This window comes from Novosphingobium mississippiense, assembly GCF_044029535.1.
GTDB lineage: Bacteria > Pseudomonadota > Alphaproteobacteria > Sphingomonadales > Sphingomonadaceae > Novosphingobium.
On record NZ_CP147003.1, the window covers coordinates 777,700 to 802,384 of the forward strand.

19 protein-coding genes are annotated in these 24,685 nt (G+C 65.3%); 6 read left to right on the forward strand and 13 right to left on the reverse strand.

The window, feature by feature from the left end:
* The first annotated feature begins 35 nt into the window (after positions 1 to 35).
* Positions 36 to 833: a transporter gene (locus WBP06_RS22120; RefSeq protein WP_395337263.1), complete on the forward strand. Its 798-nt coding sequence runs from the start codon at positions 36 to 38 to the stop codon at positions 831 to 833.
* Between the two features lie 105 nt (positions 834 to 938).
* The gene (locus WBP06_RS22125; RefSeq protein WP_395337264.1) at positions 939 to 1,166 is read left to right on the forward strand and encodes a hypothetical protein; all 228 of its coding nucleotides are present in this window, start codon (positions 939 to 941) and stop codon (positions 1,164 to 1,166) included.
* Between the two features lie 44 nt (positions 1,167 to 1,210).
* Here the strand turns inward: WBP06_RS22125 and pncB are convergent, their stop codons facing one another.
* Together pncB and WBP06_RS22135 are read right to left on the reverse strand one after the other, a co-directional pair.
* Positions 1,211 to 2,515 (reverse strand): nicotinate phosphoribosyltransferase, encoded by a 1,305-nt coding sequence (gene pncB, locus WBP06_RS22130; protein WP_395337265.1) that lies wholly within the window; start codon positions 2,513 to 2,515, stop codon positions 1,211 to 1,213.
* 11 nt (positions 2,516 to 2,526) lie between these two features.
* Positions 2,527 to 3,264, reverse strand: a complete 738-nt coding sequence (locus WBP06_RS22135; RefSeq protein WP_395337266.1) for an NUDIX hydrolase — start codon at positions 3,262 to 3,264, stop codon at positions 2,527 to 2,529.
* A gap of 83 nt (positions 3,265 to 3,347) precedes the next feature.
* On the opposite strand from WBP06_RS22135, the gene WBP06_RS22140 reads away from it, so the two are divergent.
* A complete protein-coding gene (locus WBP06_RS22140; RefSeq protein WP_395337267.1) occupies positions 3,348 to 3,932 on the forward strand; it encodes a cysteine hydrolase family protein in 585 nt (194 codons plus the stop codon).
* Here the strand turns inward: WBP06_RS22140 and WBP06_RS22145 are convergent.
* Together WBP06_RS22145 and WBP06_RS22150 are read right to left on the reverse strand one after the other, a co-directional pair.
* Positions 3,929 to 4,672: an EamA family transporter gene (locus WBP06_RS22145; protein ID WP_395337268.1), complete on the reverse strand. Its 744-nt coding sequence runs from the start codon at positions 4,670 to 4,672 to the stop codon at positions 3,929 to 3,931. The genes WBP06_RS22140 and WBP06_RS22145 overlap by 4 nt on opposite strands.
* 179 nt (positions 4,673 to 4,851) lie before the next feature.
* Positions 4,852 to 6,567, reverse strand: a complete 1,716-nt coding sequence (locus WBP06_RS22150; protein ID WP_395337270.1) for a methyl-accepting chemotaxis protein — start codon at positions 6,565 to 6,567, stop codon at positions 4,852 to 4,854.
* A 410-nt stretch (positions 6,568 to 6,977) separates the two neighbouring features.
* Here WBP06_RS22150 and WBP06_RS22155 point away from each other — a divergent pair, with 410 nt between their 5' ends.
* Positions 6,978 to 9,203, forward strand: a complete 2,226-nt coding sequence (locus WBP06_RS22155; protein ID WP_395337271.1) for a TonB-dependent receptor — start codon at positions 6,978 to 6,980, stop codon at positions 9,201 to 9,203.
* A 159-nt stretch (positions 9,204 to 9,362) separates the two neighbouring features.
* On the opposite strand, the gene WBP06_RS22160 is transcribed toward WBP06_RS22155, so the two are convergent.
* From WBP06_RS22160 to WBP06_RS22180, 5 genes are all read right to left on the reverse strand, one after another.
* A complete protein-coding gene (locus tag WBP06_RS22160; RefSeq protein ID WP_395337272.1) occupies positions 9,363 to 11,393 on the reverse strand; it encodes a glycoside hydrolase family 97 protein in 2,031 nt (676 codons plus the stop codon).
* 31 nt (positions 11,394 to 11,424) lie between these two features.
* A complete protein-coding gene (locus tag WBP06_RS22165; protein WP_395337273.1) occupies positions 11,425 to 12,894 on the reverse strand; it encodes a tryptophan 7-halogenase in 1,470 nt (489 codons plus the stop codon).
* A complete protein-coding gene (locus tag WBP06_RS22170; protein WP_395337274.1) occupies positions 12,891 to 14,450 on the reverse strand; it encodes a tryptophan halogenase family protein in 1,560 nt (519 codons plus the stop codon). Before WBP06_RS22170 ends, WBP06_RS22165 begins: the two co-directional genes overlap by 4 nt.
* Positions 14,451 to 14,522: 72 nt before the next feature.
* Positions 14,523 to 17,933 (reverse strand): TonB-dependent receptor, encoded by a 3,411-nt coding sequence (locus tag WBP06_RS22175; RefSeq protein WP_395337275.1) that lies wholly within the window; start codon positions 17,931 to 17,933, stop codon positions 14,523 to 14,525.
* A gap of 194 nt (positions 17,934 to 18,127) precedes the next feature.
* Positions 18,128 to 19,660 (reverse strand): MFS transporter, encoded by a 1,533-nt coding sequence (locus WBP06_RS22180; protein ID WP_395337276.1) that lies wholly within the window; start codon positions 19,658 to 19,660, stop codon positions 18,128 to 18,130.
* A 64-nt stretch (positions 19,661 to 19,724) separates the two neighbouring features.
* Between WBP06_RS22180 and WBP06_RS22185 the strand changes: the two genes are divergently transcribed.
* Positions 19,725 to 20,738 carry a LacI family DNA-binding transcriptional regulator gene (locus WBP06_RS22185; RefSeq protein WP_395337277.1) on the forward strand — a complete coding sequence of 338 codons (1,014 nt, stop codon included), beginning with the start codon at positions 19,725 to 19,727 and terminating at the stop codon, positions 20,736 to 20,738.
* A 30-nt stretch (positions 20,739 to 20,768) separates the two neighbouring features.
* Here the strand turns inward: WBP06_RS22185 and WBP06_RS22190 are convergent, their stop codons facing one another.
* Genes WBP06_RS22190 through WBP06_RS22200 form a run of 3 tightly spaced genes read right to left on the reverse strand, consistent with a single transcriptional unit; the run spans position 20,769 to position 22,982 of the window.
* A complete protein-coding gene (locus tag WBP06_RS22190; protein WP_395337278.1) occupies positions 20,769 to 21,680 on the reverse strand; it encodes an NAD-dependent epimerase/dehydratase family protein in 912 nt (303 codons plus the stop codon).
* On the reverse strand, positions 21,677 to 22,159 hold the full coding sequence (locus WBP06_RS22195; RefSeq protein WP_395337279.1) for a nuclear transport factor 2 family protein: 483 nt from the start codon (positions 22,157 to 22,159) through the stop codon (positions 21,677 to 21,679). The genes WBP06_RS22190 and WBP06_RS22195 overlap by 4 nt, the downstream gene beginning before the upstream one ends.
* Positions 22,152 to 22,982: an SDR family NAD(P)-dependent oxidoreductase gene (locus WBP06_RS22200; RefSeq protein ID WP_395337280.1), complete on the reverse strand. Its 831-nt coding sequence runs from the start codon at positions 22,980 to 22,982 to the stop codon at positions 22,152 to 22,154. The genes WBP06_RS22195 and WBP06_RS22200 overlap by 8 nt, the downstream gene beginning before the upstream one ends.
* Positions 22,983 to 23,182: 200 nt before the next feature.
* On the opposite strand from WBP06_RS22200, the gene WBP06_RS22205 reads away from it, so the two are divergent.
* Positions 23,183 to 23,977: an SDR family NAD(P)-dependent oxidoreductase gene (locus tag WBP06_RS22205; protein WP_395337281.1), complete on the forward strand. Its 795-nt coding sequence runs from the start codon at positions 23,183 to 23,185 to the stop codon at positions 23,975 to 23,977.
* Positions 23,978 to 23,990: 13 nt separating this feature from the next.
* On the opposite strand, the gene WBP06_RS22210 is transcribed toward WBP06_RS22205, so the two are convergent.
* Positions 23,991 to 24,668 (reverse strand): TetR/AcrR family transcriptional regulator, encoded by a 678-nt coding sequence (locus WBP06_RS22210; protein WP_395337282.1) that lies wholly within the window; start codon positions 24,666 to 24,668, stop codon positions 23,991 to 23,993.
* Between the last annotated feature and the right edge of the window lie 17 nt (positions 24,669 to 24,685).

Genomic DNA, 24,685 nt, shown 5'->3' on the forward strand with positions numbered 1-24,685 from the left:
CGGATTTCCGTGCAGTCCGTCATGAGGTCAATATCATGCGTGTTCCTGCAATCGTCCTTTTCAGCATCACTCTCCTGCCCACGGCGGCATGGGCGGAAGATCGCGACTATTGCCCGGACCGGCCCGGCATCGGCACCCCGGCCTGCACGATGGCACCCGGCCAGTTCTCGCTGGAAATGGGCGTGGGCGACTGGACGCTGAACAAGGACGATACCCAGCGGACGGACACGTTCACGGTGGGCGATGCGCTGCTACGCTATGGCATTGCCGACCATGCCGAAGTGCAGGTGGGCTGGTCCATGGTGGGTTTCGCGCGCACGCGGGACAAGCTGACCGGGGCAATCCAGCACCAGACCGGCACGGGCGACGTCACGCTGGCGCTGCGGCGCAATCTGGCCAATCCGGACGGATCGGGCTTCTCGATCGCGGTGATGCCCTACGTGTCGCTGCCGGTCGGCACCAACCCGCTGGGCGCGGGCGACTGGGGCGCCGGCGCGCTGCTGCCGATGTCCTACGAACTGTCGGACGGCTGGAGCCTTGCCAGCACCACCGAAGTCGATGCCGCCGTCGACGGAGATGGCCACGGCCGCCATTTCGCGGTGGCAGAGACGGTGGGTGCATCGTTCGCGTTCAATGACAAGCTTTCGGCCAGCGCGGAGTATCAGGTGCTGGCGGATCACGATCCGGAAGGGCATAGTGTGCAGCACCTGTCCGGCCTGTCGCTTGCCTGGCAGCCGCGCGATGATCTGCAATTCGATGTGGGCGCCAATGCCGGGCTGGACCGGGATGCCGACGATCTTGAAGTGTACTTCGGCGTTTCCCGGCGGTTCTGAAACGGCCCGAATGGCTCGTTCCGCTACGGAGTTGGCAGTTCATCGGCACGAAAGCTCGTCAGGAGCAACAATCGGGCGACGGGTGTGCACCGAAGGAGAGCAAGCATGATTCGCACGATGTTCGCGATTGCCGCCGCTGCCGGAATGCTCGCAGCCACGCCAAGCATGGCAGCCAGCCAGTGCAAGGATGCCAGCGGCAAGTTCGTCAAGTGCCCCACAACCGCGAAGACGACGGCCAAGGCCGCCCCTTCCGGCGCGATCGCCAAGGGCAAGGACGGCAAGTGCCGCTATACCTCCGGCCCGAAGAAGGGTCAGTTCGCCAAGTGCCCGTGATTTCCTGATACAGTGGAGGCCGGTTTGGCGGCCGGCCTCCCTTGTCAGACCGTGACGGCCGATGCCTGTCGGCCGGCCTGGCCGAAAACGCGCAGATAGCGTTCGATCTCGGCGGGATCGCCGGTTGCCTTGGCCGGATTGTCCGACAGTTTCACCGCCGGCCGGCCATCAGCCTCCACCACCTTGCAGACCAGCGAGATCGGATCGAGCCCGTCGGTTGCGAACGGTGCGCAACCCCGGAAATCGTTGGTAAGGTTGGTGCCCCAGCCGAAGCTCATCCGCACGCGGCCGTGGAAGTGGCGATAGGTCGCCTCGATACTGTCGATGTCCATCCCGTCGGAGAAGATCAGCAGCTTCTCGCGCGGGTCGCGGCCCTTTTCCTGCCACCAGCGGATGATCTGCTCGCCGCCTTCGATCGGCGGCGCGCTGTCCGGGCGGAATCCGGTCCAGTCCGCCACCCAGTCGGGCGCGTTGCGCAGGAAGGCGGCGGTGCCGAAGGCATCGGGCAGGACGACCAGCAGATTGCCGGCATAATGGTCCTGCCAGTCCTGCAGTACGCGGTACGGAGTGGCGGCCAGCGCCGCGTCATCCGGGGCCAGCGCCGCCAGGACCATCGGCAGTTCGTGCGCGTTGGTGCCGATCGCCTCAAGATCCGCGTCCATCGCCAGCAGCACGTTGGACGATCCGATGAAGCGGCTGCCCAGCCCCTCCTTCAGCGCCTCCACGCACCAGCGCTGCCACAGGAAGCCGTGGCGGCGGCGGGTGCCGAAGTCCGAGATCACCAGATCGGGCAGGCGTGCCAACCGCTCCACCTTCTCCCACAGCTTGGCTTTCGCGCGGGCGTAGAGCACGTCCAGCGCAAACCGCCCGCGGCCGCGCATTGCCGCGCGCGAACGCAATTCGTTGACGATCGCCAGCGCCGGGATTTCCCACATCATCGTGTGGGTCCACGGCCCGTGGAACCGCAGTTCGTACTGCCCGTCCACCTTGCGCAATTCGTATTCGGGAAGCTGGAACGTACCCAGCCAGGCGATGAAGTCCGGGCTGAACATCTGCCGCTTGCCATAGAAGCTGTTGCCCGCCAGCCAGATCAGTTCCTTCTTCCCGAACCGCAGCGACCGCGCATGGTCCAGCTGGGCGCGCAGCTCATCCTCGTCGAGCACTTCGGCCAGGCGGACGGTCTTGGTGCGGTTGATCAGTTCGAACGTGGCGTGGACGTCCGGATAGAGATGGCGGACCATCTGCAGCATCAGCAGCTTGTAGAAATCGGTATCCAGCAGGCTGCGCACGATCGGATCGAGCCGCCAGTTGTGGTTATAGGTGCGCGTGGCGATGTCGGTATAGACCATGGGTAACCTGTTCAGCCGGTAACGGTGGGGAAGGGGCGGAAGCGGAAGAGTTCGGCGGGCCGGAACGATGAGCCGGTCTCGCGCTCGCCAGTGGCCTCCAGCCAGCCGCGATCCAGCATTCGGCGGCGGAAGGCGGGCTTGTTCAGCGGCGTGCCCAGGATCGCCTCATGCACGTCCTGCAAGGCGCGCAGGGTGAAGCGTTCGGGCAGCAACGCGAAGGCGATCGGCGACCAGTCGATCTTTCCCCGCAAGCGCCGGATTGCCAGGCCCAGGATTTCGGAGTGATCGAAGGCCAGGGGAAGGGCTCCGTCCTCGCAATCCGCCACGGCGCTCCCTTGCGCATCGAGGCGGAGGCGCGCCAGCGACAGCCCCGGATCGGCTTTCAATGCGGCGGCGAAACGACCGGCCGGCAGCAGGGCGAAATAGGCGATGGCGATCACCCGCGTGCGCGGATCGCGGGAAACCGCACCGAAGGTGTAGAGCTGCTCCATATAGGCGCCCGCCGCCTGGGCCATGTGCGCCTTTTCTTCCAGCACCCGGCGCGCTGCATCGTCCAGCGCTTCGTCCATTCGCACGAACCCGCCGGGCAGCGCCCATGTGCCAGCAAAGGGATGCTCGTCACGCCGAACCAGCAATGCGGCGGGCGCGCCGTCGATCACCGACATGAGCACGAGGTCGACCGCGATCGAGGGGCGATCGTAGGCGGCGGGATCATACCCGGTCAGAAACGCGGCTTCGCTCTCGGTCATTCGGCACCCTTATGTGCAGACTGCGCTTTACTTATGTTCATGCAGAATATAAGTCAATGTGCAGGCAGAATGGAGAAGGTTTCATGGCCGGTTTCGTTATCGTGGTGGATATGCAGCACGACTTCGTGATGGCGTCCGGAGCCTTGCCGGTCCCCGATGCGGAGGCGATCGTTGCGCCGATGGCGGAATGGCTGGCGGCGCTCGATCCGGCGGAAACCGCAGGCGTGCTGATGACGTTCGACACCCATGTCGCCTCGATCTACGACGGCTCCGCAGAGGCGGCGCAGTTCCCCATCCATTGCGAGCGCGGCACTGAAGGTTGGGAAACCGTGCTCGATCCCGGGGTGATCGATCCGGCCATACCGGTCTACGCGCTGGAAAAGGGCGTGTTCGACATGTGGGAGGAGCCGGGGCTGCGGATCCGGCCGCTGGCAGGCGGCGCGGAGGTCGACCGGGATCACTTCTTCGAAAGGCTGGCCGCCTCGGGCGTCACCATGGTGACGGTGGTCGGTGTCGCCGCCGATTATTGCGTGCGCTGGGCCGCAGACGGGCTGATCGCGCGTGGCTTCGCGGTGGAATTGCCCGCGGCGCTTACCCGCGGGATCGCGCAGGGGATCGAGGCGGTGGCCGGGGATCTCCGGGCAAAGGGCGCAGTGGCGCTGGTCTAGGCCAGTCGGAGAAGCGCCGCGCCCAGCGCGATCATGACCGCGCCGACCACCCGTGCCCGCCCGACCCGTTCCTTCAGCACGAATCCGGCAATCGCGGTGGCAAAGAGGATGGACGTTTCGCGCAGCGCGGCGATCACCGCGACGGGGGCTAAGGTCATCGCCCAGAGCGCAAGGCCATAGGAGGCGACCGTGGCCAGGCCACCGCCCAGGCCCGGCAGCCAGCCGTCCGCGATCCGGCGCAGGAACGCCTTGCGCCGCCTCCACAGCGCCCAGCCGACCAAGGGGATGCCGGTCAGCAGGAAAATCCAGAGCGTATAGGCAGCCGGCGCGCCAGACCGGCGCACGCCGAAGCCGTCCACCAGGGTATAGCTGGCGATCACCAGCGCGTTGAGCAGGGCCAGCGCGACGCCTTTACCATGGCCAGAATGCTCCCGGATTGCGGTGGAGAGGATGCCGGTGCAGATCGCCGCGACGCCCAGCCATGCCATCGGTGCCAGCGGCTCGGCCAGAAAGCTCGCCGTCGCCAGTGCCACCAGCAGCGGGGCAGTGCCGCGCATCAGCGGATAGGTCGCGCTCATGTCGGCAAGGGCATAAGTCCGCGCGACGAGGCTGTAGTAGATGACCTGAAGCACGGCCGATGCAGCGATGAACGGCCAGCTTGCCGCGGCGGGTGCCGGCAGGAACGGCAGCGCCATCATGGCGATCGCGGCTGCCGATCCGGTGACCAGGATCGTGGTCATCAGCGTGTCCCCGCCCCCTTTGACAAGGGCGTTCCAGCCGGCATGGAGCGCGGCGGCGAAGAGGACGATGCAAAAGACGGATAGGGTCATGACGGTGAGCGGCCATGCATATTGCCCGCCCGCCCCCCGTCAAGCCGTCCACTGACTGCCAAGACAAAGTTCCGAAGCCGTCCGGGCCCTCAGCCGACCTTGAAGCTGGCGGCCTGCGCGGCGAGGTGGTCGACCTCGGCCGTCAGGTTGCGCGCGGCGGCCGAGGCCTGTTCCACCATGGCCGCGTTCTGCTGGGTGGCAAGGTTCATAGCGCCGATGGCAGAGGTGATCTCGCTGACCGAATCCGATGCGGCGGCATTGTCGCCCGCCACGCCGCCCAGCAGGACGTGGACCTGGCCGACATCCTCGGCAATGCCGGTGAAGGCGGCGTCCACCCGCTCGACCGCGCCGACCGCGGTCAGGATTCCGGTGCGGGTCAGGGTGAGTTGCTCCCGCGCGGTGCGGGCTTCCTCCTCGGACCGGATCGCGAGTGCGGATACCAGATCGGCCACCACCGCGAAACCACGCCCGGCCTCGCCCGCCTGACCGGCTTCGACTGCAGCGTTCATGGCCAGAACGCGGGTCTGGAAGGCGATCTTGTCCAGCCCCTCGATCACGTTGTCGATGTCCTGCGCGCTATCGGCCACACTGCGCATGGCATCTACGGCACGGGCGGCAACCTCGCGGCCCTGACCGATCGTGGCCATGGCCTGATCGGCGCGTTCCACCGTTGCCGCTGCCGAGGAGGAGCCGGCGCGCAGGCGCTGGTCTATCTCCACAAGGGCGGCCGAACTCTGTTCGAGGCTGGCGGCGCTTGCCTCGGTACGGCGCGCAAGGTCTTCGGACGCCTGTGCAATTTCGCAGGAGCCGCCCCGGATGGCATGGGTGCTGGCCGTGGCGGCCCCGATCAGGCCGCGCAGGCCGGTGAGCGCTGAATTGTAGTTCACCCGCAGTCCTTCGTAGGATCCGGGGAATGCCTGCGCGATTTCGGCGGTAAGGTCGCCGGAAGACAGACGCTCCAGCCGGGCGGCGAGCGTTTCGACCACCTCGCGCTGCTGCCGGTCGGCCTGTTCCTTGGTCATGGCGGCGTCGCGGAATACCAGCAGGGCGCGGGCGATATTGCCGATCTCGTCCGGCCTTTCGGTATCGGCGATGGCGATGTCGTTCTGCCCGCGCGAGAGGCTGGCCATCGTTTCGGTGGCGGTTTCCAATGGTTGGAACAGACGCTTGGCCACGCGCATGCAGACGGCGGCACAAAGCGCGGTGAGCACCAGCGCAATCAGCAGGATATTCCAGCCCAGCCGGTCCACTTGCGCATAGAAGCTGTCCTTGGGAACGCCGACATAGAGGATGCCGATCACCTGGCCCTGCGCATCGCGGATCGGGTCGTATGCCGCGAAGTAGGGCTTGTCGAGAATGTGGGTTTCGCCGCGATAGGTCTCGCCGTGTCCCAGCACCGCGTCGCGCGCAGGACCGGGGTCGAGCCGGGTGCCGACCGCGCGGCTGCCGTCGTCCTTCTTCACGTTGGTGGCGACGCGGGTGTCGCCGGCAAAGATCGTCGCGGTGCCGCCGACAAGCGCCTTGATCCGGTCCACCGCAGCATCGTTGCCGTCCAGCCGGGTGTCGCCGGCGTAAAGGGCACCGTCGCGCAGGCTGTAGCCCTTGCCCTGGCTTTCCAGCACGTTCCAGGCGACGCGCATGTTGGAATCGAGCTGTTCCGAACCCTGCTTGCGGGCGCTGTCGACAAGCATGATGCGGGTGCCGACGAACAGGATGGCCGCCAGCAGGACAAGGGCGGTAACCGCCATCAGGGTGACTTTGGTCGACAGATACTGGCGGGCGATGAAGGCGTGAATGCGGGTCATTGGGATGCAGATCCTGAGGGGGCGGGCAGGACGAGGCCGCGAGAATTCGGGCGGTGATGCTGATGCAATCGTTATAGGCCGCTCACGATCCCAATGGTTCGCAGGTGCAGCAAATTCCAGCATGCAGAGCGGCGATTCCGCATCAGGTGGCAAGGCGAAGAACGCCCGATATGCCCTCTATCATGCTGTTATTGAGAAGGTTTTTCCAAAGAATACGGCGCTTGGCCAGCGCCCGTTACGTGGGAAATTTTCTTTCGCGCCAATGGCATTGTGCACTTGCAAACAGGGTCAGGCCGGACGTCCGCAAATCCTCCGCTTGACGCGATCCGATTCGCTCCGTAATTAGAATGCGTATTCCGGTTTTATAAAGGCGGGTCCGAAACAGGACGCCGCCCTGGAGGGAGAGAGAAATGAGACTGGCATTCGTGCTTCTTGCGACGTCCGCGCTGGCCGCTCCGGTGGCTGCCAATGCGCAGGCCGCTACTGGAGCCGCTTCGGGCGCGCAGGCCGCCGACACGGCGCCGCAGCAGGAACAGGGCGGCTTCGGCGAGATCATCGTCACCGCGAACCGCACGGCATCGTCGGCGCAGGACACCCCGATCGCGCTCAACGTCTATTCGGGCGATGCCCTGCGCGATGCCGGCATTTCTTCGGTGCGCGATCTGGCCGCGATCGATCCCAGCGTGAACATCTCGCCGTCGGCCGGCGCGGCCTATGTCGCGATCCGCGGCATCGCCTCCACCGACGTGACCGAGATCGGCGATCCCTCGGTCCCCATCGCGCGTGACGGGTTCTACACCAACCGTCCTTTCTCGATTAACGCGTCGATGTACGACCTTGCCCGTATCGAAGTGCTGAAGGGCCCGCAGGGCACGCTGAACGGCCGCAATTCCACCGGCGGCCTGGTCAGCATCATCACCAACCGGCCGACGTTCGAAAACGGCGGCTATAGCACCGTCGAAGTGGGCAACTTCAACGCCTTCACCGGCGAGATGGGCGCCAATCTGGCGGTGAGCGACCACTTCGCGGTGCGCGCTTCGGGCACGTTGATCACGCACGATGGCTATCGCAAGCTGGACGGGCCGGGCAAGGATGGCGACGATGAAGATTTCGCATCGGGCCGCCTGCAGGCGCTCTACAAGAACAATGGTTTTTCGGCCTGGGTTTCCTACCAGCACGATTCCCGCAAGGTACACGGCGACGCGCAGTTGAAGGGCACGCTGGGTGGTCCGCAGCCTTCGTTCAAGGATCTGGGCGCGTTCCCCAACGAGGTTCCGATCTCCACCCGCCTGGAAGGCGACCGCGTTCGCTGGGAACTGGCGTACCAGACGCCGGGCCTGCTGAACTTCGTCTATTCGGGCGGCTATGACGAACAGCACTGGAAGAACGTGCTGGATGCCTCCGGACCTTCGTATCCGGCCGACCGCCAGTTCCGCCAGAGCGAGACGCCGAAGACCTGGAACCACGAATTCCGCGTCAGCAACGATTCCAACTCGCGCCTGTTCGTGCAGGCCGGCTACTTCTACTTCCAGGAGAAGAACACGGTCGATTCCGGGCTCTACAACTTGGCGATGACCGGCGATTTCGCACCCGGCGGTCAGTTCGGGGATCTGGGCCAGCCTGACGAATACGGCATCAAGTTCGACTACAAGATCAAGACGCGTTCGCAGGCGGTGTTCGGTCAGGCCGAATACAAGCTGACCGATCAGCTACAGCTCAGCCTTGGTGGCCGTTATACCTGGGACAAGAAGGACCGTACCGGACAGGCCGTGCTGTTCCTGCCCGCGCTGGCTAGCCCCTTCGCACCGCCACTGACGCTGGTGACACCGGGCGAGGGTAAGCTGAGCGAAAGCCAGCCGACCTGGCACGCGGGCCTGAACTACCATCCCACGGCCAACACGCTGATCTATGCCAAGTACGATCGCGGCTACAAGTCGGGCGGCTTCAACTCGAACGGCAGCGCGGCATCGGTGCCTTACGGCCCCGAAAAGCTGGACGCGTTCGAACTGGGCACCAAGAATTCGCTGATGGGCAATACGCTGCAGATCAATGCGGACGTGTTCTATTCCAGCTATCGCGGCTATCAGGCTTCGCAGACCTCCGCCGTGATCGACGGCGGCAGCGGCACCTTCAACGTCGGCAGCGCGAAGATCTTCGGCGCCGAGGGTGAAGTGAAGGCCCTGCTGGGCGATCACACCCGCGTGGGCGTCAACGCTGCCTATATGCACACGAAGTTCGGCAATGGCATCATCGTCAACGATGGCAACGGCGATCCGGTGGACATCAGCGGCAACCGCCTGCCCAACGCACCCAGCTTCTCCGCCACGGCGTTCATCGACCAGGACTTCGCGGTGGGCAGCGGCAAGGTGACCGCACACGTCGATGGCAAGTATTCGTCCAGCTACTACTTCTCGGTCTTCAATGTGCCGGATATCAAGACGGACGACTTCTTCCTGGCCAATGCCTCGCTCAGCTATGAGCCGGCGGTGGGCGGCTGGAAGATCCAGGCCTTCGTGCGCAACATCTTCGACAAGAACGTGCTGTCCTACGCGCAGCAGAACTTCGTGTCGTTCACCGACAACTACCAGTTCCAGCCGCCGCGCACGTATGGCGTGCGCGCCAGCGTGAGCTTCTGATCCAGTCGATTTTCCGAACGATCCTGCGCGGAAGAGGGCGCATTCTCCTCCTCTAGTCCCCCTTGACCGCGCAGGGGATCATCGTTCGGGACACCTTGAAAGGGAGCATGACCGCAAAGGCCATGCTCCCTTTTTTCTGTCGTTTTCGGAATGCCGGGATCAGTCCAGCGCGCGGAACCGGATCGCCGCGCCGCCGCCCGGCGCAAGGTTCAGATCCAGCGTGTCCTGCGCCGTCACCACCTTGCGGGTGATGGTCAGCGCATCGGGCTTCGTGCGATAGTCGGCGCCGGGTCCGTCCGCGTAGATCTGCGCCTCGTAACGGTGGCCGGGAGCAAGGAAGTCCAGCTTTTGCTGCAGCTTGCGCGCGTTCTCGTCGGTGATCGCGCCCAGATACCAGTCCTTGCCGCCGCGCTGCTGGCGGGCGACCACCACATAGTCGCCGATCTTGCCCTGCAGGGTGCGCGTCGTTTCCCAGTCGGTCGGCACGTCGCGGATAAACTGGAAGGCTGCGGGGTTCTTCTCGTAGTTTTCGGGCAAGTCCGCCGCCATCTGCACCGGGCTGTAGACCACGACATATTCGGCCAGTTGCACCGCCAGAGTGGACTGCACGCGGCGGGTCAGCTCGATGCCGCCGCGGGTAATGTCGAAGATGCCGGGGGTGAAGTCCATCGGGCCGCCCAAGAGGCGGGTGAAGGGCAGGATGGTCATGTGCTCGGGCGGATTGGTGGGGTCGCCCCAGGCATTGTATTCCTGCCCGCGCGCGCCTTCGCGGCTGATCCAGTTGGGATACGTGCGGCGCAGGCCGGTGTCCTTCACGGGTTCATGCGTGTCGATGGCGATGTGCCGCTTGGCGGCGGCCTCCACCACGGCAAGATCGTGGCGGACCATATATTGCCCGGCGAACCATTGCAGCCCGCCATCGGCATCGACGATGTTGCCGCTGTGGCGGACATAACCCGTCTTCACCACGCCCACGTCATGCGCCTTGTAGAGATCGAAGGCGGCATTCATCTGGCGCGCATAGTTCTCCACCGCGCCGCCGGTCTCATGATGGCCGATCAGACGCACGCCTCGTTTGCGACCATAGGCGGCGATCGCGTCCATATCGAAATCGGGATAGGCTTCGGTGAAGCTGAACTTGTCACCCTCCACGGTCCAGTCGCCGTCCCAGCCCTTGTTCCAGCCTTCGACCAGCACCCCGTCGAACCCGTATTTCGCCGCGAAATCCATGTAGCGTTCGACGTTGGCGGTGTTGGCGCCATGCTGCGGCCCGCTGGCCCAGGTCGTGCGCTTCAGGTGCATTTCCCACCAGACGCCGATGTACTTGCCCGGCTTGAACCACGATACGTCACCCAGCGCGTTGGGTTCGTTGAGGTTCAGTTCGATCCGGCTGTCGGCCAGCGTGCCGATGGAATCGGTGATCAGGATCGTTCTCCAAGGGGTGGAGAACGGCCCGGTCTTCCACGCCAACGTACCATCGGGCCACGGCATCAGGCGCGCGGACAGCGTGCCCGCACCGTCGCCGGCCAGCAACATGCTGGGCCAGTCTACCAGCGCGGCCTCATGGAACGAGAGGTAGAGGCCATCGTCCCGCTCCAGCGTCAACGGGGTTTCAGCGGTGGTGATGCGGCGCGCGTCGGTCGAAGTGTAGAGGTACTCGTCCCGCTCCTGCCCCAGCGCCGGATACCACCAGGCGGTGTAGTGCCCTTGCGGGCGAAACTGCGTGCCGTCGCTGATCACGGCGACCTTCTGCCCGGCGGGCACGTCCTTGTAGTCGTAGCGCAGGCCGATGCCTTCGTCGAAGATCCGGAAAGTCACGCCCACGTGGCGGTTGAGCGGGGTGTCGCCGGCAAGTGTAAGCCCCAACTCCGCGTGGTTGTCTTGGATCAGCCGCTGCTCGCCCCAGGGTTGTTCCCAGCTGGTGTCCACGGTGCCGGTTCGGACATCGGAAAGGCCGGTATAGCGCACCGGTGCCTCGCCCGCGAAGCCCAGGCCCAGCGTGGCGGGGGCGAGCACTTGCTGGCCCCGGCGCGAGACTTCGTAGGTCGCGCGGCCGTCGCGCACTTCCACACAGACTTCCAGCACCTTGCCCGGCGACTGCGCACAGGTGCGCTGCTGCGCCTCCGCGGCAAGAGGGGCCGAAAGGGGCACGGCGAGCGCGCTGAGGAGTAACGCGGTGCGCAGGATCATCGGGGTTCCATTTTCCATTGTTGAGAGGGGATCAGGCGCCGGAGTTCAGCGCCGGCAGGCAGCGGGCATGGTCGGGTTGCGCCAGAACGGCGTCGCGGATGAACTGAAGCATGGTGCGCATGCCGCCGCGCAATTGGGCGGGATCGAGCCTGTCGGCAGCTGGTGGCCAGCTTTCGGGCCTCACGCCAAGCCCGGTGAGCATCACGCGCCAGCTGTCCTCCGAAAAGCTCTCGTCCTCATGCGGCGCGATCTCTCCGCGCACGCGAAACAGGGCGATGCGGTGCGCGAGTTCGGGGGAGACGGCAATGGCGCGCCCTCGCTCCCAGAAGGCGCCCGGCCACGGTGCCAGCGAGCGAAATGCCTGCTGGAAATCGCGGATGCGCGCGAAGGATGAGGCAAGGATGCGGTTATATTCGTCGCGCTCGGCGGAGAAGTCCTCTCCCGGCGGCAAAAGCGCCAGGAAATGGACGAGGCCAAGCTGAACGGCATGCAGGTCGACGTCGTGGAACTGGTGGAAGCGTTCGGCCGCACTGCCCATGGCGATGCAGTTCGCGATCCAAGGAGCTTCGAAACGCCCGGTTTCCCGCGTTTCGAAGGAGACGCCGTCCAACCGGGCGCAGCCGGCAAGGCGATTGGCCGCATCCAGCGCGATGCCGTCATCCTCCCCCGCATCGAAATGATATTCGACGCCGGTCGCCGCGCGGGTCGGCTTCAGGCGCAACCAGCCGTTGGGGCCGGCGCGCAACTCGGTGAAAGCCGGGATACGCGTGAAAGGCGGCGCCAGCGCGGTAAGGCAGCGCGTTGCCGATCCGCCATCGCCGCCGACCCGGCGGGCGCCGGGCAGGTCGTGCAGCAGCAGGGCATCCTGCGTCAGGTCGATGAACAAGTTCCCTGCGATGATCTGCCCATCGTCCAGCCGGATCGCGGCGATGCCCTGGCCGTCTGCGGTTGGCAGCGGATGCGCCTGTTCGCTGGTGTGGATCGTGCAGCCCGCGTGTTCGACATGACGGCGCAGCAGGCCGGCATAGGCATGGGCCTGCAAGTGATAGCCATAGTCGCAGCGGCCGAACCGGGCGCTTTCGCTGCCGGGCAGCATCATCCGCCCATTGATCGCGGCGATCGCGCCGGGGCAGAACTGCTGCAGATCGGCATTCATCCCGTCCGCTCGCGCGCGCAGCCATTGTAGGAAGAAGGGCTGCCCCTCGATCGGCGCGCCATAGGCGGACCAGGCGTGGAAGAACGGGCGTGAACCCGGTCCGGTCACGTTCTGGCCGGCGGAAAACGTGCCTCCGGTCGCGGCGAGCAGGGCAGTTTCGTCCAGCCCGATCCGGCTGTGCAGCGATTCCAGCGGCGGCTGCGTGGCGTGGACTTTCGCCGGGCCATCCTCTTCGGGAAGCGCCACAAGGGTCAGGTCCATGAACCCGGGCGGGAGCGCGCGGTGCAGCACGGCGGCGGCCAGCCACAAGGGTGCATCGTGCCCGACGAGAACCAGCCGCCTCACGCGGGGAGCCCTTCGCAAACCGGCTCCGCACCGCAATAATCGCGGACGAAACGGGCGTGGTCCGGCATCCCGGCAACCCCGGCAGCGATCCGCCCGCGCAGATCGTCCAGGCGAGAGGTGAGCGCGTCGGGCGGGATGGTCTGCGCCAGCGGATCGAACGCTTCCGGCTCGATGCCCTGACCCACCAGCACCGACAGCCAGCTATCGCGTGAGAACAGACCGTGGCGATAATCGGGCAGGGTGGCGCGCCGGCGGAACAGCGCCAGCTTGTGCATCAGCGTCTCGGGCAGTTCCATCGTGCGCACGTGGTCCCACAGCGGTTCGCCAAGGCGGCGGTTGGCGGTGTGGTGCAGGATCAGGAAGTCCCTGATCCGCGCGTATTGAAGATCGGAAAGCCGGTTGAACTCGGCGGCAAGCGCTGGGTCTGGCCGGTCGTGCGTTCGCGGCATCAGGCGCGCGAGGTCGGTGACGGCGGCTTGGATCAGGAAGATGCTGGTCGATTCCAGCGGTTCCAGAAAGCCGCCAGCCAGCCCGATCGCCACGCAGTTGCCGGCCCATGTCCGCCGCCGGCGACCGGGGGCAAAGCGCAGCAGGCGCGGTTCGGCCAAGGACTCTGCCTCCAGTCCGGTGAGCAGAGCCTCGCGCGCGGCGTCCTCTTCGATGTAGCGGCTGGAGAAGACATAGCCATTGCCGACGCGGTGCTGCAGTGGAATGCGCCAGGTCCAGCCCGCAAGCCGCGCGGTGGCGCGGGTATAGGGCAGGAATGCCTCGCCATGCGCGCTGGGCACCGCGAAGGCACGGTCGCAGGGTAGCCAGTGCGACCAGTCCTCCCACTCCACGCCGAACTCGCCGCCCAGCAGCAGCGAGCGAAAGCCCGAGCAATCGAGGAAGAAATCGCCTTCGACCCGCTCGCCAGAGGCAAGCGTCAGGGCAAGCAGATCGCCGCTGTCGTCGTCACGCTCGGCAGCGCACATGCGGCCTTCGATGCGCGTCACGCCTTGTCCGATGGCCCAATCGCGCAAGTATCCGGCATAGAGCGTCACGTCGAAGTGATAGGCATAGCTGAAGGTCGATGCGATCGCGCGCGGATCGCCGTCGGGCATGGCGCAGCGGTTTGCGCGCGCGGCCATGACGGCGAAGGAATAGGCCTCCAGCGGTCCCGGATCGCGGCCCAGCGCTTTCGCTCTCAGCCAATGGTGCTGGAAGCCGATGCCGCCCCACGGTTCGCCGAAGGTGCCGAAGGGGTGGATATAGCTGGAACCGGCGCGGTCCCAATCGCGAAACTCGATGCCCAGTTTGAACGTCGCCTGCGTGGCGCGCAGCACTTCGGCCTCGTCCAGCCCCAGCATGTCATTGAATTGCTTGATATGCGGCAGCGTCGCTTCGCCCACGCCGACTGTCCCGATCTCGTCCGATTCGATCAGCGTGATCGTGTAGTCGTTCGTGGGAAGCTGGCTTGCGAGGCCCGCCGCAGCCATCCATCCGGCCGTGCCGCCGCCGAGGATGACGACCCGAAGAGGCCCCGCCGGCTGCCGATCCTGTGTTTTCGTATTCACGCCGTCCTATCCCTTCAGGAAAGGGGCCGCGCCGCCGGAGGGTTCGGTCGGCGGCGCGGCAGGGAGAGCCCTTCAGTATTTCAGGCGCAGGCCCAGCTGGAAGCGACGGTCAACGCGGCTCCAGTTGGCATCGCGGTAGACCGCCTTGGCCCCGGGCGTCTGCGGCGAGTCCCCGAAGATCTGCTGCTGGTAGATCGACTTGGTGCCCAGCAGGTTGGATCCTTCCAGCGAGATTTCAGCAAAGTCGGTAACCGACCAGCGGATCGAGCCGTCAAGGAAGCCGGATGCCTTCTGGAACACCGGCAAGCCGATGCAGCAGTCCAGGTTCTGCGTCAGGTAGCGAGAGCGCCAGTTGTAGGCGAGGCGGAAGCCGAACGGACCGTATTCGTAGAGCCCGACCACGTTGAACGTGCTCTTCGAGATGCCGGCCAGACGGTGCGAGTCGATCACCGAACCGGTGCCGCCCAGTGCCTGTTGCCCCGCGCCGAAGGCGCCGACGTCGCCGCTCGAAGATGCGGTGATCAGGTTGGAGTTGCTGATGCCCGACTGGTCCACGAAGGTATAGTTGACCTGCGTACCCAGCCCCTTGAGCGCACCCGGCAGGAACGTGAAGAAGGTCTGGAACGCAGCCTCGAAGCCCTTCAGCTTGCCACCGCCCTTGGAGTTCTGCGGGCCGATGATCTGCACTGCCTGCGTGGAGCTGCCGTTGGTGATCTCACGGTCGAACTGCCCGTAAGTGATGTAGTTGTTCAGCTTCTTGTAGAACGCCGTGAACGTGAACGAGGTGGTCGATCCCGCATAGTGTTCGAACGAGATGTCGAACTGGTCGGCCGAGACCGGCTTCAGTGCGGCATTGCCCGAATTGGCGCGGAACACGAAGTTGTAGCCCACGACGTTGGACGCGATCGGCGCTGCATTGGGCGCGTTGAGCACCACGTAGGGCGAATCCGGCCCGGTGTTCAGGATCGGGGCGTTGATCGCAACCGTGTCACGAAGCAGGCCGAAATCCGGACGCGAGATCGCCTTGGAATAGGCGAAACGCACGAAGTTTCGGGTATCCAGCCCCAGGCGCACGTTGAAACTGGGCAGCCAGTCGGTGTGCGATCCCGTGTAGGTATCCGGCTGAACCGCGCCGTTCGCGAAGTTGCGCACGTCGTCCGTCAGATAGCAGCTGGGATTGACGATGTCGGTGCCCGAAAGCGGCGTGCCGCAGGGTTGAAGGTTGTCGAAGATGTTGGCCTGGGGGAAGGCGACGCTGCCCTCGCTGCGGGTCTTGGTGTTGACCACGCGCAGGCCCACGTTGCCGGTTACGCTGATGCCGCCGATGTACTTGTCGTCCCCGCCGAAGCGCAGCATGGCATAGCCGGCCCAGGTCTTTTCGCGCACCTTCATCACTTCGCCCGGCGTGAAGCAGCCGTCCACGGTCGCTTCCGGACGGTCGCAGATGCCGGTGTAGCCGGTGCCCAGCGGCGAATGCGTCTGCGCGCCGCCCAGCGAGTCGATCAGATGGTCGTAATCGTTGAGCGTGCTGCGATTCAGGTAGACCAGCTGGCCGTTGGGGTATGTTCCACCGGAGTAGAACTTGCCCATGTTGTAGGATTCCCAGATCCCGCTGCCATAGCCGGTGAAGTCCGGATGGCCGGCATTGCCCACGCAGTTGCCGGTATCGGTGGGATAGGCGCCGCCGGTGGTATTGTCGGCATTGAAGCCGGGGCCGTTGCAGTTCCACGGCGCCGCGATCGAGGTCCAGTTGAAGGTCGAATAGCGCACCGTCTGGTTGCGGTTCGAATAGCGCACGCCAACCGAGAGCGAGTCCAGCCAACTGCCGTCGGCGAACTTGAATTCGGCGTCGCCCCGCGTGGAGAATTCCTTGGCGTCGTTATCCTCGACATGGCCCTGGATGAACGGGATCCAGTAGTTGTGCGCGTTGGCCAGCCCGCCCGCCGCGTAGTTGACGTTGTCGCCCGGCAACAGGGTGACCTGCGGGGTGCCGTCCTTGTTCACGCTATAGTCGAAGTTGGCCATCGACCCGGTCGCGACCAGGATGTCGTTGTTGTAGGTGGAGGCGTCGATGTACTGCGCGTCGGCGCTGAAGCGCAGGCGATCGTTGGCCTGCCAGTCGATGTGCGCGGAAAGGTCCTTGGTGCCTTCCGAGTGGTTGAATTTGCGCGCCTCGTTCTGGAAATACATGCCGTCGCGCAGAGTGGAGCAATTGGCCCCTGCGCCGCAGTAGTTGACGAAGGGAACGCCGGGGATCGCCGAACCGGCGTTGAGTGCGGCCTGCAGGCTGTCGTACGATCCGGAAAAGCTGCCGTGCGGCTGCGTCAGGATGCCGGATTGCAGCATGCCGTCCGAACCGAACACCAACGGCGAAGTGCCGTCCGCCGGGCCGAGGATCGTGCCGGTGCGGGGGTTGAATGCCGCGGTGCCGAAGTAGTTGCCGTCCAGAATGACGTGGCTGGCGCGTTCGTACCAGGCGTTCTTGTACTTGGAATCCAGGTACTGCACGGTGGCGTGCACGTCGCCGCCCGGGCTTTCATATTGCGCGGCCAAGGCAAGGCCGTGGCGCTTGCGGTCGTAATCGACCTGTGAATAGCGCACGCCGTCCGGCGCATAGGCCCAGCCGGAGCCACCGAACGGGTTGCCGGTGCAGGCCACGCTGCCGTCCGAATTGACGATCCCTGCATCCTTGGTGCCGAAGCCGGAGGTGCAGTAGGTATCGATCTTGTCCATGATCACGCTTTCGGTGCGCGTGATCACGTGGCTCCAGGCATAGTCCGCCAGCAGGCCGAAACGGCCGGCGCCGGTGTCCCAGGTATTGCTGATCAGGCCGGAGAATTCCGGCGTAACCTTGTCGGACAGGGTGCCGTAATTCAGCTTGGCAACGCCGGTGACCAGCAGGCCCTTCTGGTCGAACGGCAGGCGGGTGCGCAAGTTCACGGTGCCGGCAATGCCGCCTTCGATCATGTCCGCCGTCTGGTTCTTGTAGGCGTCGATGCCGGCAAGCAGTTCGGGCGAAACGTCGTTGAACTGAAGCCCGCGTGCGGAGTCTGCGGAGAAGCTGTCGCGCCCGTTGAATTCGGTGCGGACCATCGGCAAGCCGCGGATCAGCACGCTGGTCGGCTCGCCGGAGGGGTGGGTGCTGTCGTCGGCCGACTGCAGGCGGTTCACGGTGATGCCGGGGATGCGCTGAAGCGCTTCGGCCGCGGACTTGTCCGGGAATGCGCCGATGTCCGTGGCAGTGATCGAATCGACGAAGGTATCGGCGTTCTTCTTGATCGACGCCGAGGTTTCCAGGGCACTGCGCACGCCGGTAACGATGATGGCGTTGCCGCTGTCATTGGACCCGTCACTGACGCTGTCGTTGGCGGGCTGGCCCGGCGTCCCTTGATCCTGGGCCTGTGCGATGGTTGCGCTGAAAAGCAGTGCCGTGGCCGATGCGCTGCACGCGAGCGCACGCTTCGTCTGCTGCAGACTGAGCATTGTGTCCTCCCCATTGTGTAGCCGGACTTGATCCGGTCTGTGCGCAACATTTGCGTAAATTTGCGCAACACGCAAGAGGGAAAATGGCCTTGTAATCTGAGGTATTTGTATATTTTCGGGAGAACTGCGATGAAGTTAATGCAAAACTTTGCATAAACTGACTTGCAAAGTTTTGCATAACGGGACGGCAGCGTTCATGCGGCCAGCGGCGTGACCCGGGCATCGGTACGGGGAAGCAGGAGACTGCTGGCCGCCGCCAGGCCCATGGCGACGGTGGCCACCACCAGCATCAGGTCGGCCCGGCCGTCCAGCAGGCTATCCACCACCAGCCCCAGGCAGGCGGCACCCACCAGTTGCGGCAGCACCAGGAACACGTTGTGGATGCCCATGTAGACGCCGACTTTGGCGGCGGGGGAGGATTCGGCGACGATCATGTAGGGCACCGCCAGGATCGAGGCCCAGGCGATGCCGATGGCGAAGGCCGGCATCCACAACATGCCCGGCCCGTCGACCAGCAGCAGCCCGGCAATGCCGACGGCACCGGTGGCAAGGCACGCCGCATGCACCAACCGAAGGCCCAATGCGCGCGCCAGCAAGGGAAATCCCAGTGCCACCAGCGCCGCGGTGCCATCGTAAAGCGCTGCCAGCACGCCTGCCCAGTCCGCACTGGCGGCATAGGCGGCCGAACGCGGGTCGCTGGTGCCGAAGTGGCGCAGGGCGATCGCCGGCACCGAATAGACCCAGACGATGAACAGCGCGAACCAGGTGAGGAATTGCGTCACCGCCAGCCGCCGCATCGCCTGCGGCATGGCCGCGATGTCGTCCAGAATGGTCAGGACGCCCCGGCCATCCTTGTCGCGCGTGGTGAAACGCGAGCGCAGGAACCGCAGGACGCCAAAGGCGCCGATCACCCCGGCCAACAGGTAAGCCTCCCGCCGCAGCGGCGCCAGTGCGGCCGTCACCGCGATGGCCAGCGCAATGCCGATCGCGGCCAGTCCGGCGCTTGCGCCGGCGACGGGGGACGGCGTATCCGATGTCGACGGCGCGGACGGCGGCATCGCCCTCTCGCGCGTTCGCAGCAGCGCCCAGCCCACGGTGAGGGTAACCGCTAGCGCGCTTACCTCGAAGGCCAGTTCCACGGAGCGGGGCAGGCCGCGATCCTCCACGGTTCCGGAAATCCCGAACAGGTTCACCAGAACCCAGGGCAGCGTGGACGCGAAAACGGCACCGGCGCCGATGAAGAGCACTTGCATCGAAAAGCCCAGCGCGCGTTCCTCTGCCGTCAACTGGTCCGCCGCCAGCGCGCGCAAGGGGTGCATCAGCAGGTTGACCGAGGCGGTCAGCATCCAGAGCCCGGCAATGGCGATGGCAAGGCTGGCGGCATGGCCCATGACCCACATGGAGATGACCGTCAGCAGGCATCCCGCCACCATGAAGGGCTTGCGCCGCCCCCAGCGGTTCCCCCAATCGCTGCCGCCCAGTCGATCGCTGAAATGACCCACCAGCGGTTGCACCAGCAGGCCGGTGATCGGCGCTGCGATCCACAGCAGCGGCAGGTCCGAAAGGTCTGCGCCCAGGCTCTGGAAAATGCGGCTGGTGTTAACATTTTGCAGACCCCAGACCACCTGAACGCCGAAAAGGCCGACGCTCATGTCCAGAATTTTGGCCTTTTCCCCTCTGTCGGCGTCCGGTTTTGCCGGTACAGGCGCACGATCAGGATCGGTCATCTTGCAATCCTCCCCATCTCATGCGCTACAGGATGTCGACACGATTTGGTATGGGCGAGGCGGAATGACACTTGGGAATGCCCGGAAAACGACACTGGAGGATCTTGCGCGATTGGCCGGCGTGTCGGTGTCGACCGTGTCGCGCGCGCTCAATGACCAACCCCTGATCAGTTCGCGTACCAAGCAGCGCATCTGGGCGCTGGCGCACGAGCACGACTATCCGTTCCGCATGTCGATGCCGGCGGCGCCGATCGGATCGGAAGGCAGCATCGTCGTCGTCACGCCCCATGCCCACGGCCGTCCGCTGCCGCTTTCCCATCCTTTCTTCCTCGAACTGCTGGCCAGCATCGGCGAGGCGGCGAGAGCGCGTGGATGCGATTTCACCGTTAGCCACGTTTCGCCGGGCAGTTACGAGGATCTGGTGATCGCCAGCACGACCAGCCGGGCGACCGGGGCGATCTTTCTGGGGCAGGGCGAATTGCATGAGGCGTTCAACCGCCTGGCGGACAGCAACCATCCCTTCGTGGTGTGGGGGGCGGAGCTTCCGGGCCAGCGCTATCGCTCGATCGGATCGGACAACCTGTTCGGCGGCCGCCGCGCGACCAGCCATCTGCTACGCCTGGGGCGGCAGCGGATCGCTTTCGTGGGCGGCACCGATCCCGAGGCGGAGCAGCGCCGGCGCGGCTATGTCCAGGCGCTGGAGGAAGCGGGGGTGGATGTCGATCCCCGCCTGATGGTGACGGTGGAGTTCGAACTGGACCACGCCGATGCTGCAGTAAGTCACATGATCGAGGATGGCATCGTGTTCGATGGCATCGTCGCCTCCAGCGACCTGCTGGCGCTGGGCGCGATCCAGGCACTGAAGCGCGCGGGACTGGAAACGCCGCGTGATGTGGCGGTGGTCGGCTATGACGACATGCTGCTCAGCCGGCTCAGTACGCCCAAGCTGACGACCATTCGGCAGGACACCCAGCTTGCAGGGCGGCGGCTGGTATCCAGCGTGTTCGATTCGCGCCCGCGCATGGCGGTGGACCGCTTGCCGACCGAGCTTGTCATCCGCGAATCGTGCGGGGGCTGAGGGGCCTCAACCCCACCCCCGCACTGGACTTTACGCCTTCACGCTGCCGAACTGGCCGGCTATTTCCCTGACTGCCGCGGCAATGTCCTTGCGGCGATAGCCGAGCAGGGCGGTTTCAGCGGCATCGGGTTCATAGCGGATCCAGTTGCCCCGGCCTTGCGGAATGGCCACGTCGGGAAGCAGCGGCAGTTCCGCATCGCGCTCCTCGACCCGCGTCGCCTTGCCGGCGGCGTCGAAGAAGAGCTGGAAATAGTCCCGGAAGGACAGGTTTTCGTCGCCCACCAGATAGGCCTTGCCCGGCTCGCCACGCAGCAGTGCGCCTTCCAGCGCTTCGGACAGCGAGCGGTAGGACATGAAATTGGTGCCGCCGGGCGGGGCGTAGGCTTCGATCGGGATCAGCCCCTCCGCCCACTGCACGTAAGGTTCGAAGATGGCGCTGGGCAAGCCGGGAACGGTACCCACCATGAAGGGTGCGTTAACACTGGTCACGTCGAACCCGGGCCGCCCCTCGGCCCGTGCCCCTTCGCAGGCGGCAAGGCGCGAACGGATATAGGCGTTGCCTTCCAGCAAGTGCGGGGCAGCCTGCGGATAGAAGCTGCCGAGTTGCACCGCGCGGCCCACACCGGCCTTGGCGCAGGCGGCGAAGACTGCGGGAATGGCTTCGTGATTGGCGCGGATCAGGAACTTCTCGAAATCCTCGCCCTGCGGCACGTGGCGCGGATCGTTGCCAGCGGCGAATATCACCCAGTCGAAGCCTTCAAGCCGGTCGGGGGTGAAATCGCCGGCAACGTAATCGCCCTGCAGGAATGGCATGGCGGCCATCGGCGTTGCGGCATGGGGGGCGCTGCGGCCGGCGACGGTTACGTCGTGTCCCTGCGCAGCCATGTGGATCGCGGCATGGCCGCCCAGCGCGCCCGTGCCGCCGATTACCAGCAGTTTCATCGTTGCATCTCCTCCATCTGGCCCACGGGGGTTGCGGGCCGTGTTTCGGTCCAGTCGAGGACCAGTTTTCGCCGGGTGAAGCGCCATTCGCGCGCCGCCCCGGCCTGTTCTCTTTGCCATTCGTCCTGGTAGCGGATCGCCCAGACCAGCACTGCGTCCCGATCGGGCAGCAGGTGTTCGGCGGTGCAGTAAGTCTCGCCAAAGGCGTGGTTACCCTCGATGCTGACCCGTTGCTGGTGGACGCAATGCCGCGTTGCCCGGAACATCTGGTCCAGCCCGTCGAGTGAGGACAGGCATTCTTCCCGACCCGTGGTGGTAAAGCCCGGGCCTTCGATCACGCAGTCCTGTGCCAGCACGTTCCGCCACATCGCCTTGTCCCGCCGGTCCGCGCCGATGGCGTAAGTTTCTGCGGTCTGCCGCAGCGCCAGCCGATCCAGCATGTCCCGGAGCGGGCCTTCCGTGGCGTGCCCGTCAGCCACCGAGGGAGACGCCATTGCCGCTGATCATCGGGGTTACGGTCCACTGGCCATCCGGCGTGCGCATCCAGCCTGCCGCCGCCAGGGCGCCACCGTCTACATGGACGGTGGTGCCGGTGACCCAGGCGGCCAGCGGACTGGCCAGATAGAGCGCGGCCCCGGCGCTGTCCGCCGCGTGGCCGAACCGGCCGAGCGGTATCCATTTATCCATGTGTGCCCGGTTTTCCGGCGGGATCATGTAATCCAGCGGCACTTGCGGCGTATCGGTGGTTTCGGGCGCGACCGCGTTGATGCGGATGCCTGCCGGGGCCAGTTCCAGTGCCAGGCTTTGCGTCAGCCCGGTGACGGCCGCCTTGGCCGCGCCATAGACGGCGCAGTTGGGAATGCCGCGAAACGCCTCGATCGAGGTGATGTTGACGATGCTGGATCCGGGCGCTGCCGCCCGCAGCAGCGGCAGCATGGCGCGGGTGACCCGCATCACCTGGCCGAAATTGATCTCCACGATGGCATCGATTTCCTCGTCGTCCAAAGCGTCGAAGGGCTTTGCGTGGAGGAAGTGGCCCACATTGTTGACAAGCACGTCCAGCGCGCCGGTCCATTCGCCGATCCGTTCCGCCAGTTTGCGGATATCGGCGCGGTCGGTCACGTCGCATGGGACGACCAGCGCTTCGGGGAAGCGGGCGGCGAAGCCGGCGCATCGCTCCTCGTCCGCTTCCGCAATGGCGATCTGGGCGCCGGCGGCGGCGAAGCTTTCCGCGCAGGCAAGCCCTATGCCCGAGCCGCCGCCGGTGATCAGCACGTTCCTGCCGGCAAAATCGATTGCCATTCTGTCCTCTCCTCGCTGCCGGGACGACCCGGCTTTTATCGTTCGCAGGTATCCGGCTCGCATGGCCGCTCCTGATTTATATCCTCGAAGTCAGCATTGATATGCGGTAACGTCAACGCAAAATGTGACATTATTAGTTTTCGTATTATGATATGCGTAATATTCACTCGGAAAATCGAACGGAACGGTGGGGGGATTCGATGGGGACGTTGAAAGGACGCGCGGCGTTGGTCACCGGGGCGGCGGACGGGATCGGCCGAGGGGCGGCGCGAAGGCTTGCGGCGGAAGGCGCGGCCGTGCTGGTGGTCGATTTCGATGGAGAGCGCGGACCGGGCGTGGCCGAGGAACTGCGCAAACTCGGCAGCGAGGCCGCGTTCGTGGCCTGCGACGTAACCAGCCGCGATCAGGTCCTGGCCGCCGTGGGCGAGTGCGTCGATCGCTTCGGGTCGATCGATATCCTCGTGAACAATGCCTATCGCGGTCGCGGCCATGCCCGGATCGAGGCCAAGACGGACGATGTCTTCGCCGGCACCATGGACATGTGCCTCTATGCGGCGAAATGGGCGATGGAGGCGGCTCTACCGCATATGCGCGCAAGGCATTGGGGAAGGGTGGTGAACATGGCCTCCCTCAATGGGGTCAACGCCCACATAGGCACCGCGGACTACAACGTGGGCAAGGAAGCGCTGCGCGCCTATTCGCGGACGGCCGCGCGCGAATGGGCGCCTTATGGCATCTGCGTCAACGTGGTCTGCCCAGCGGCACGCTCTGCCGCGCTACGCCAGTTCGAGCAGCTTCAGCCCCACGCCGCCGCTGCGGCCGCAGCCGCCAATCCGATGGGCCGCCTTGGCGATCCGGAGACGGATATTGGCGGTGTCGTTGCATTTCTGGCCAGTGAGGATGCCCGTTACCTGACGGGCAACACCCTGTTCGTCGACGGCGGCGGACACATCAACGGCGTGCCCTGGGCGCCCGATCTGGGGCCCGAGGCCTGAGGCCGCAAAACGATCACAAGTCGGTGGTCAGATAGGCCAGGCACATCCGGCCCAGTTCTATCTTCAGTTCCTTCCAGTCCTGCGGGTGTACCGATTCGCCGGTCGAACCGAGGCTCAACTGGCGGGCCAGCGTGGCGAAGATGATCTGGTAGGCGGCGTTCGCCTTGCGATCCTGATCCGATCCGCCAAACTGGTTGCGATATTCCAGCATCGCCCCGATGCCCAGGGCGGCGGCGCGGTTGGCGCTTTCGCGGCCGGGTTCCGCCACCAGTGGGTCGAAGGCGGCGCGGGCCATGCTCTGGCGCAGCAGCGGCGCCTCTTCACGCAGCAGTTCGGCGTAGTTTTCGACGAAGGCGGGAACCACGGTGGCCAGTGAATCGGATTCGCTGCGTACGCGGACCATCATCTCATTCTCGCGCTCTTCCATGCGCTTGAGGTGATTGCCGATCACGGCGCGGACAAGGTTCTCCTTGCTTTCGAACCGCAGGTAGATGGAGCCGATCGAGACGTTGCCGGTCTGGCTCACCTCCTGAAGCGTGAACTCCTCGCTCCCCCGTTCCAGCATCAGCTTTTCGGCCGCCGTGACCATGCGTTCGAGCGAGGCCTTGCTGCGCCCCTGCTGCGGGGTGCGGCTGACGGTATCGACGGCCAGCTCTTTTTTGGCGGCCTTGGGTTTTGAGCGTGTTGACATGGAAGCAACAAACAGCC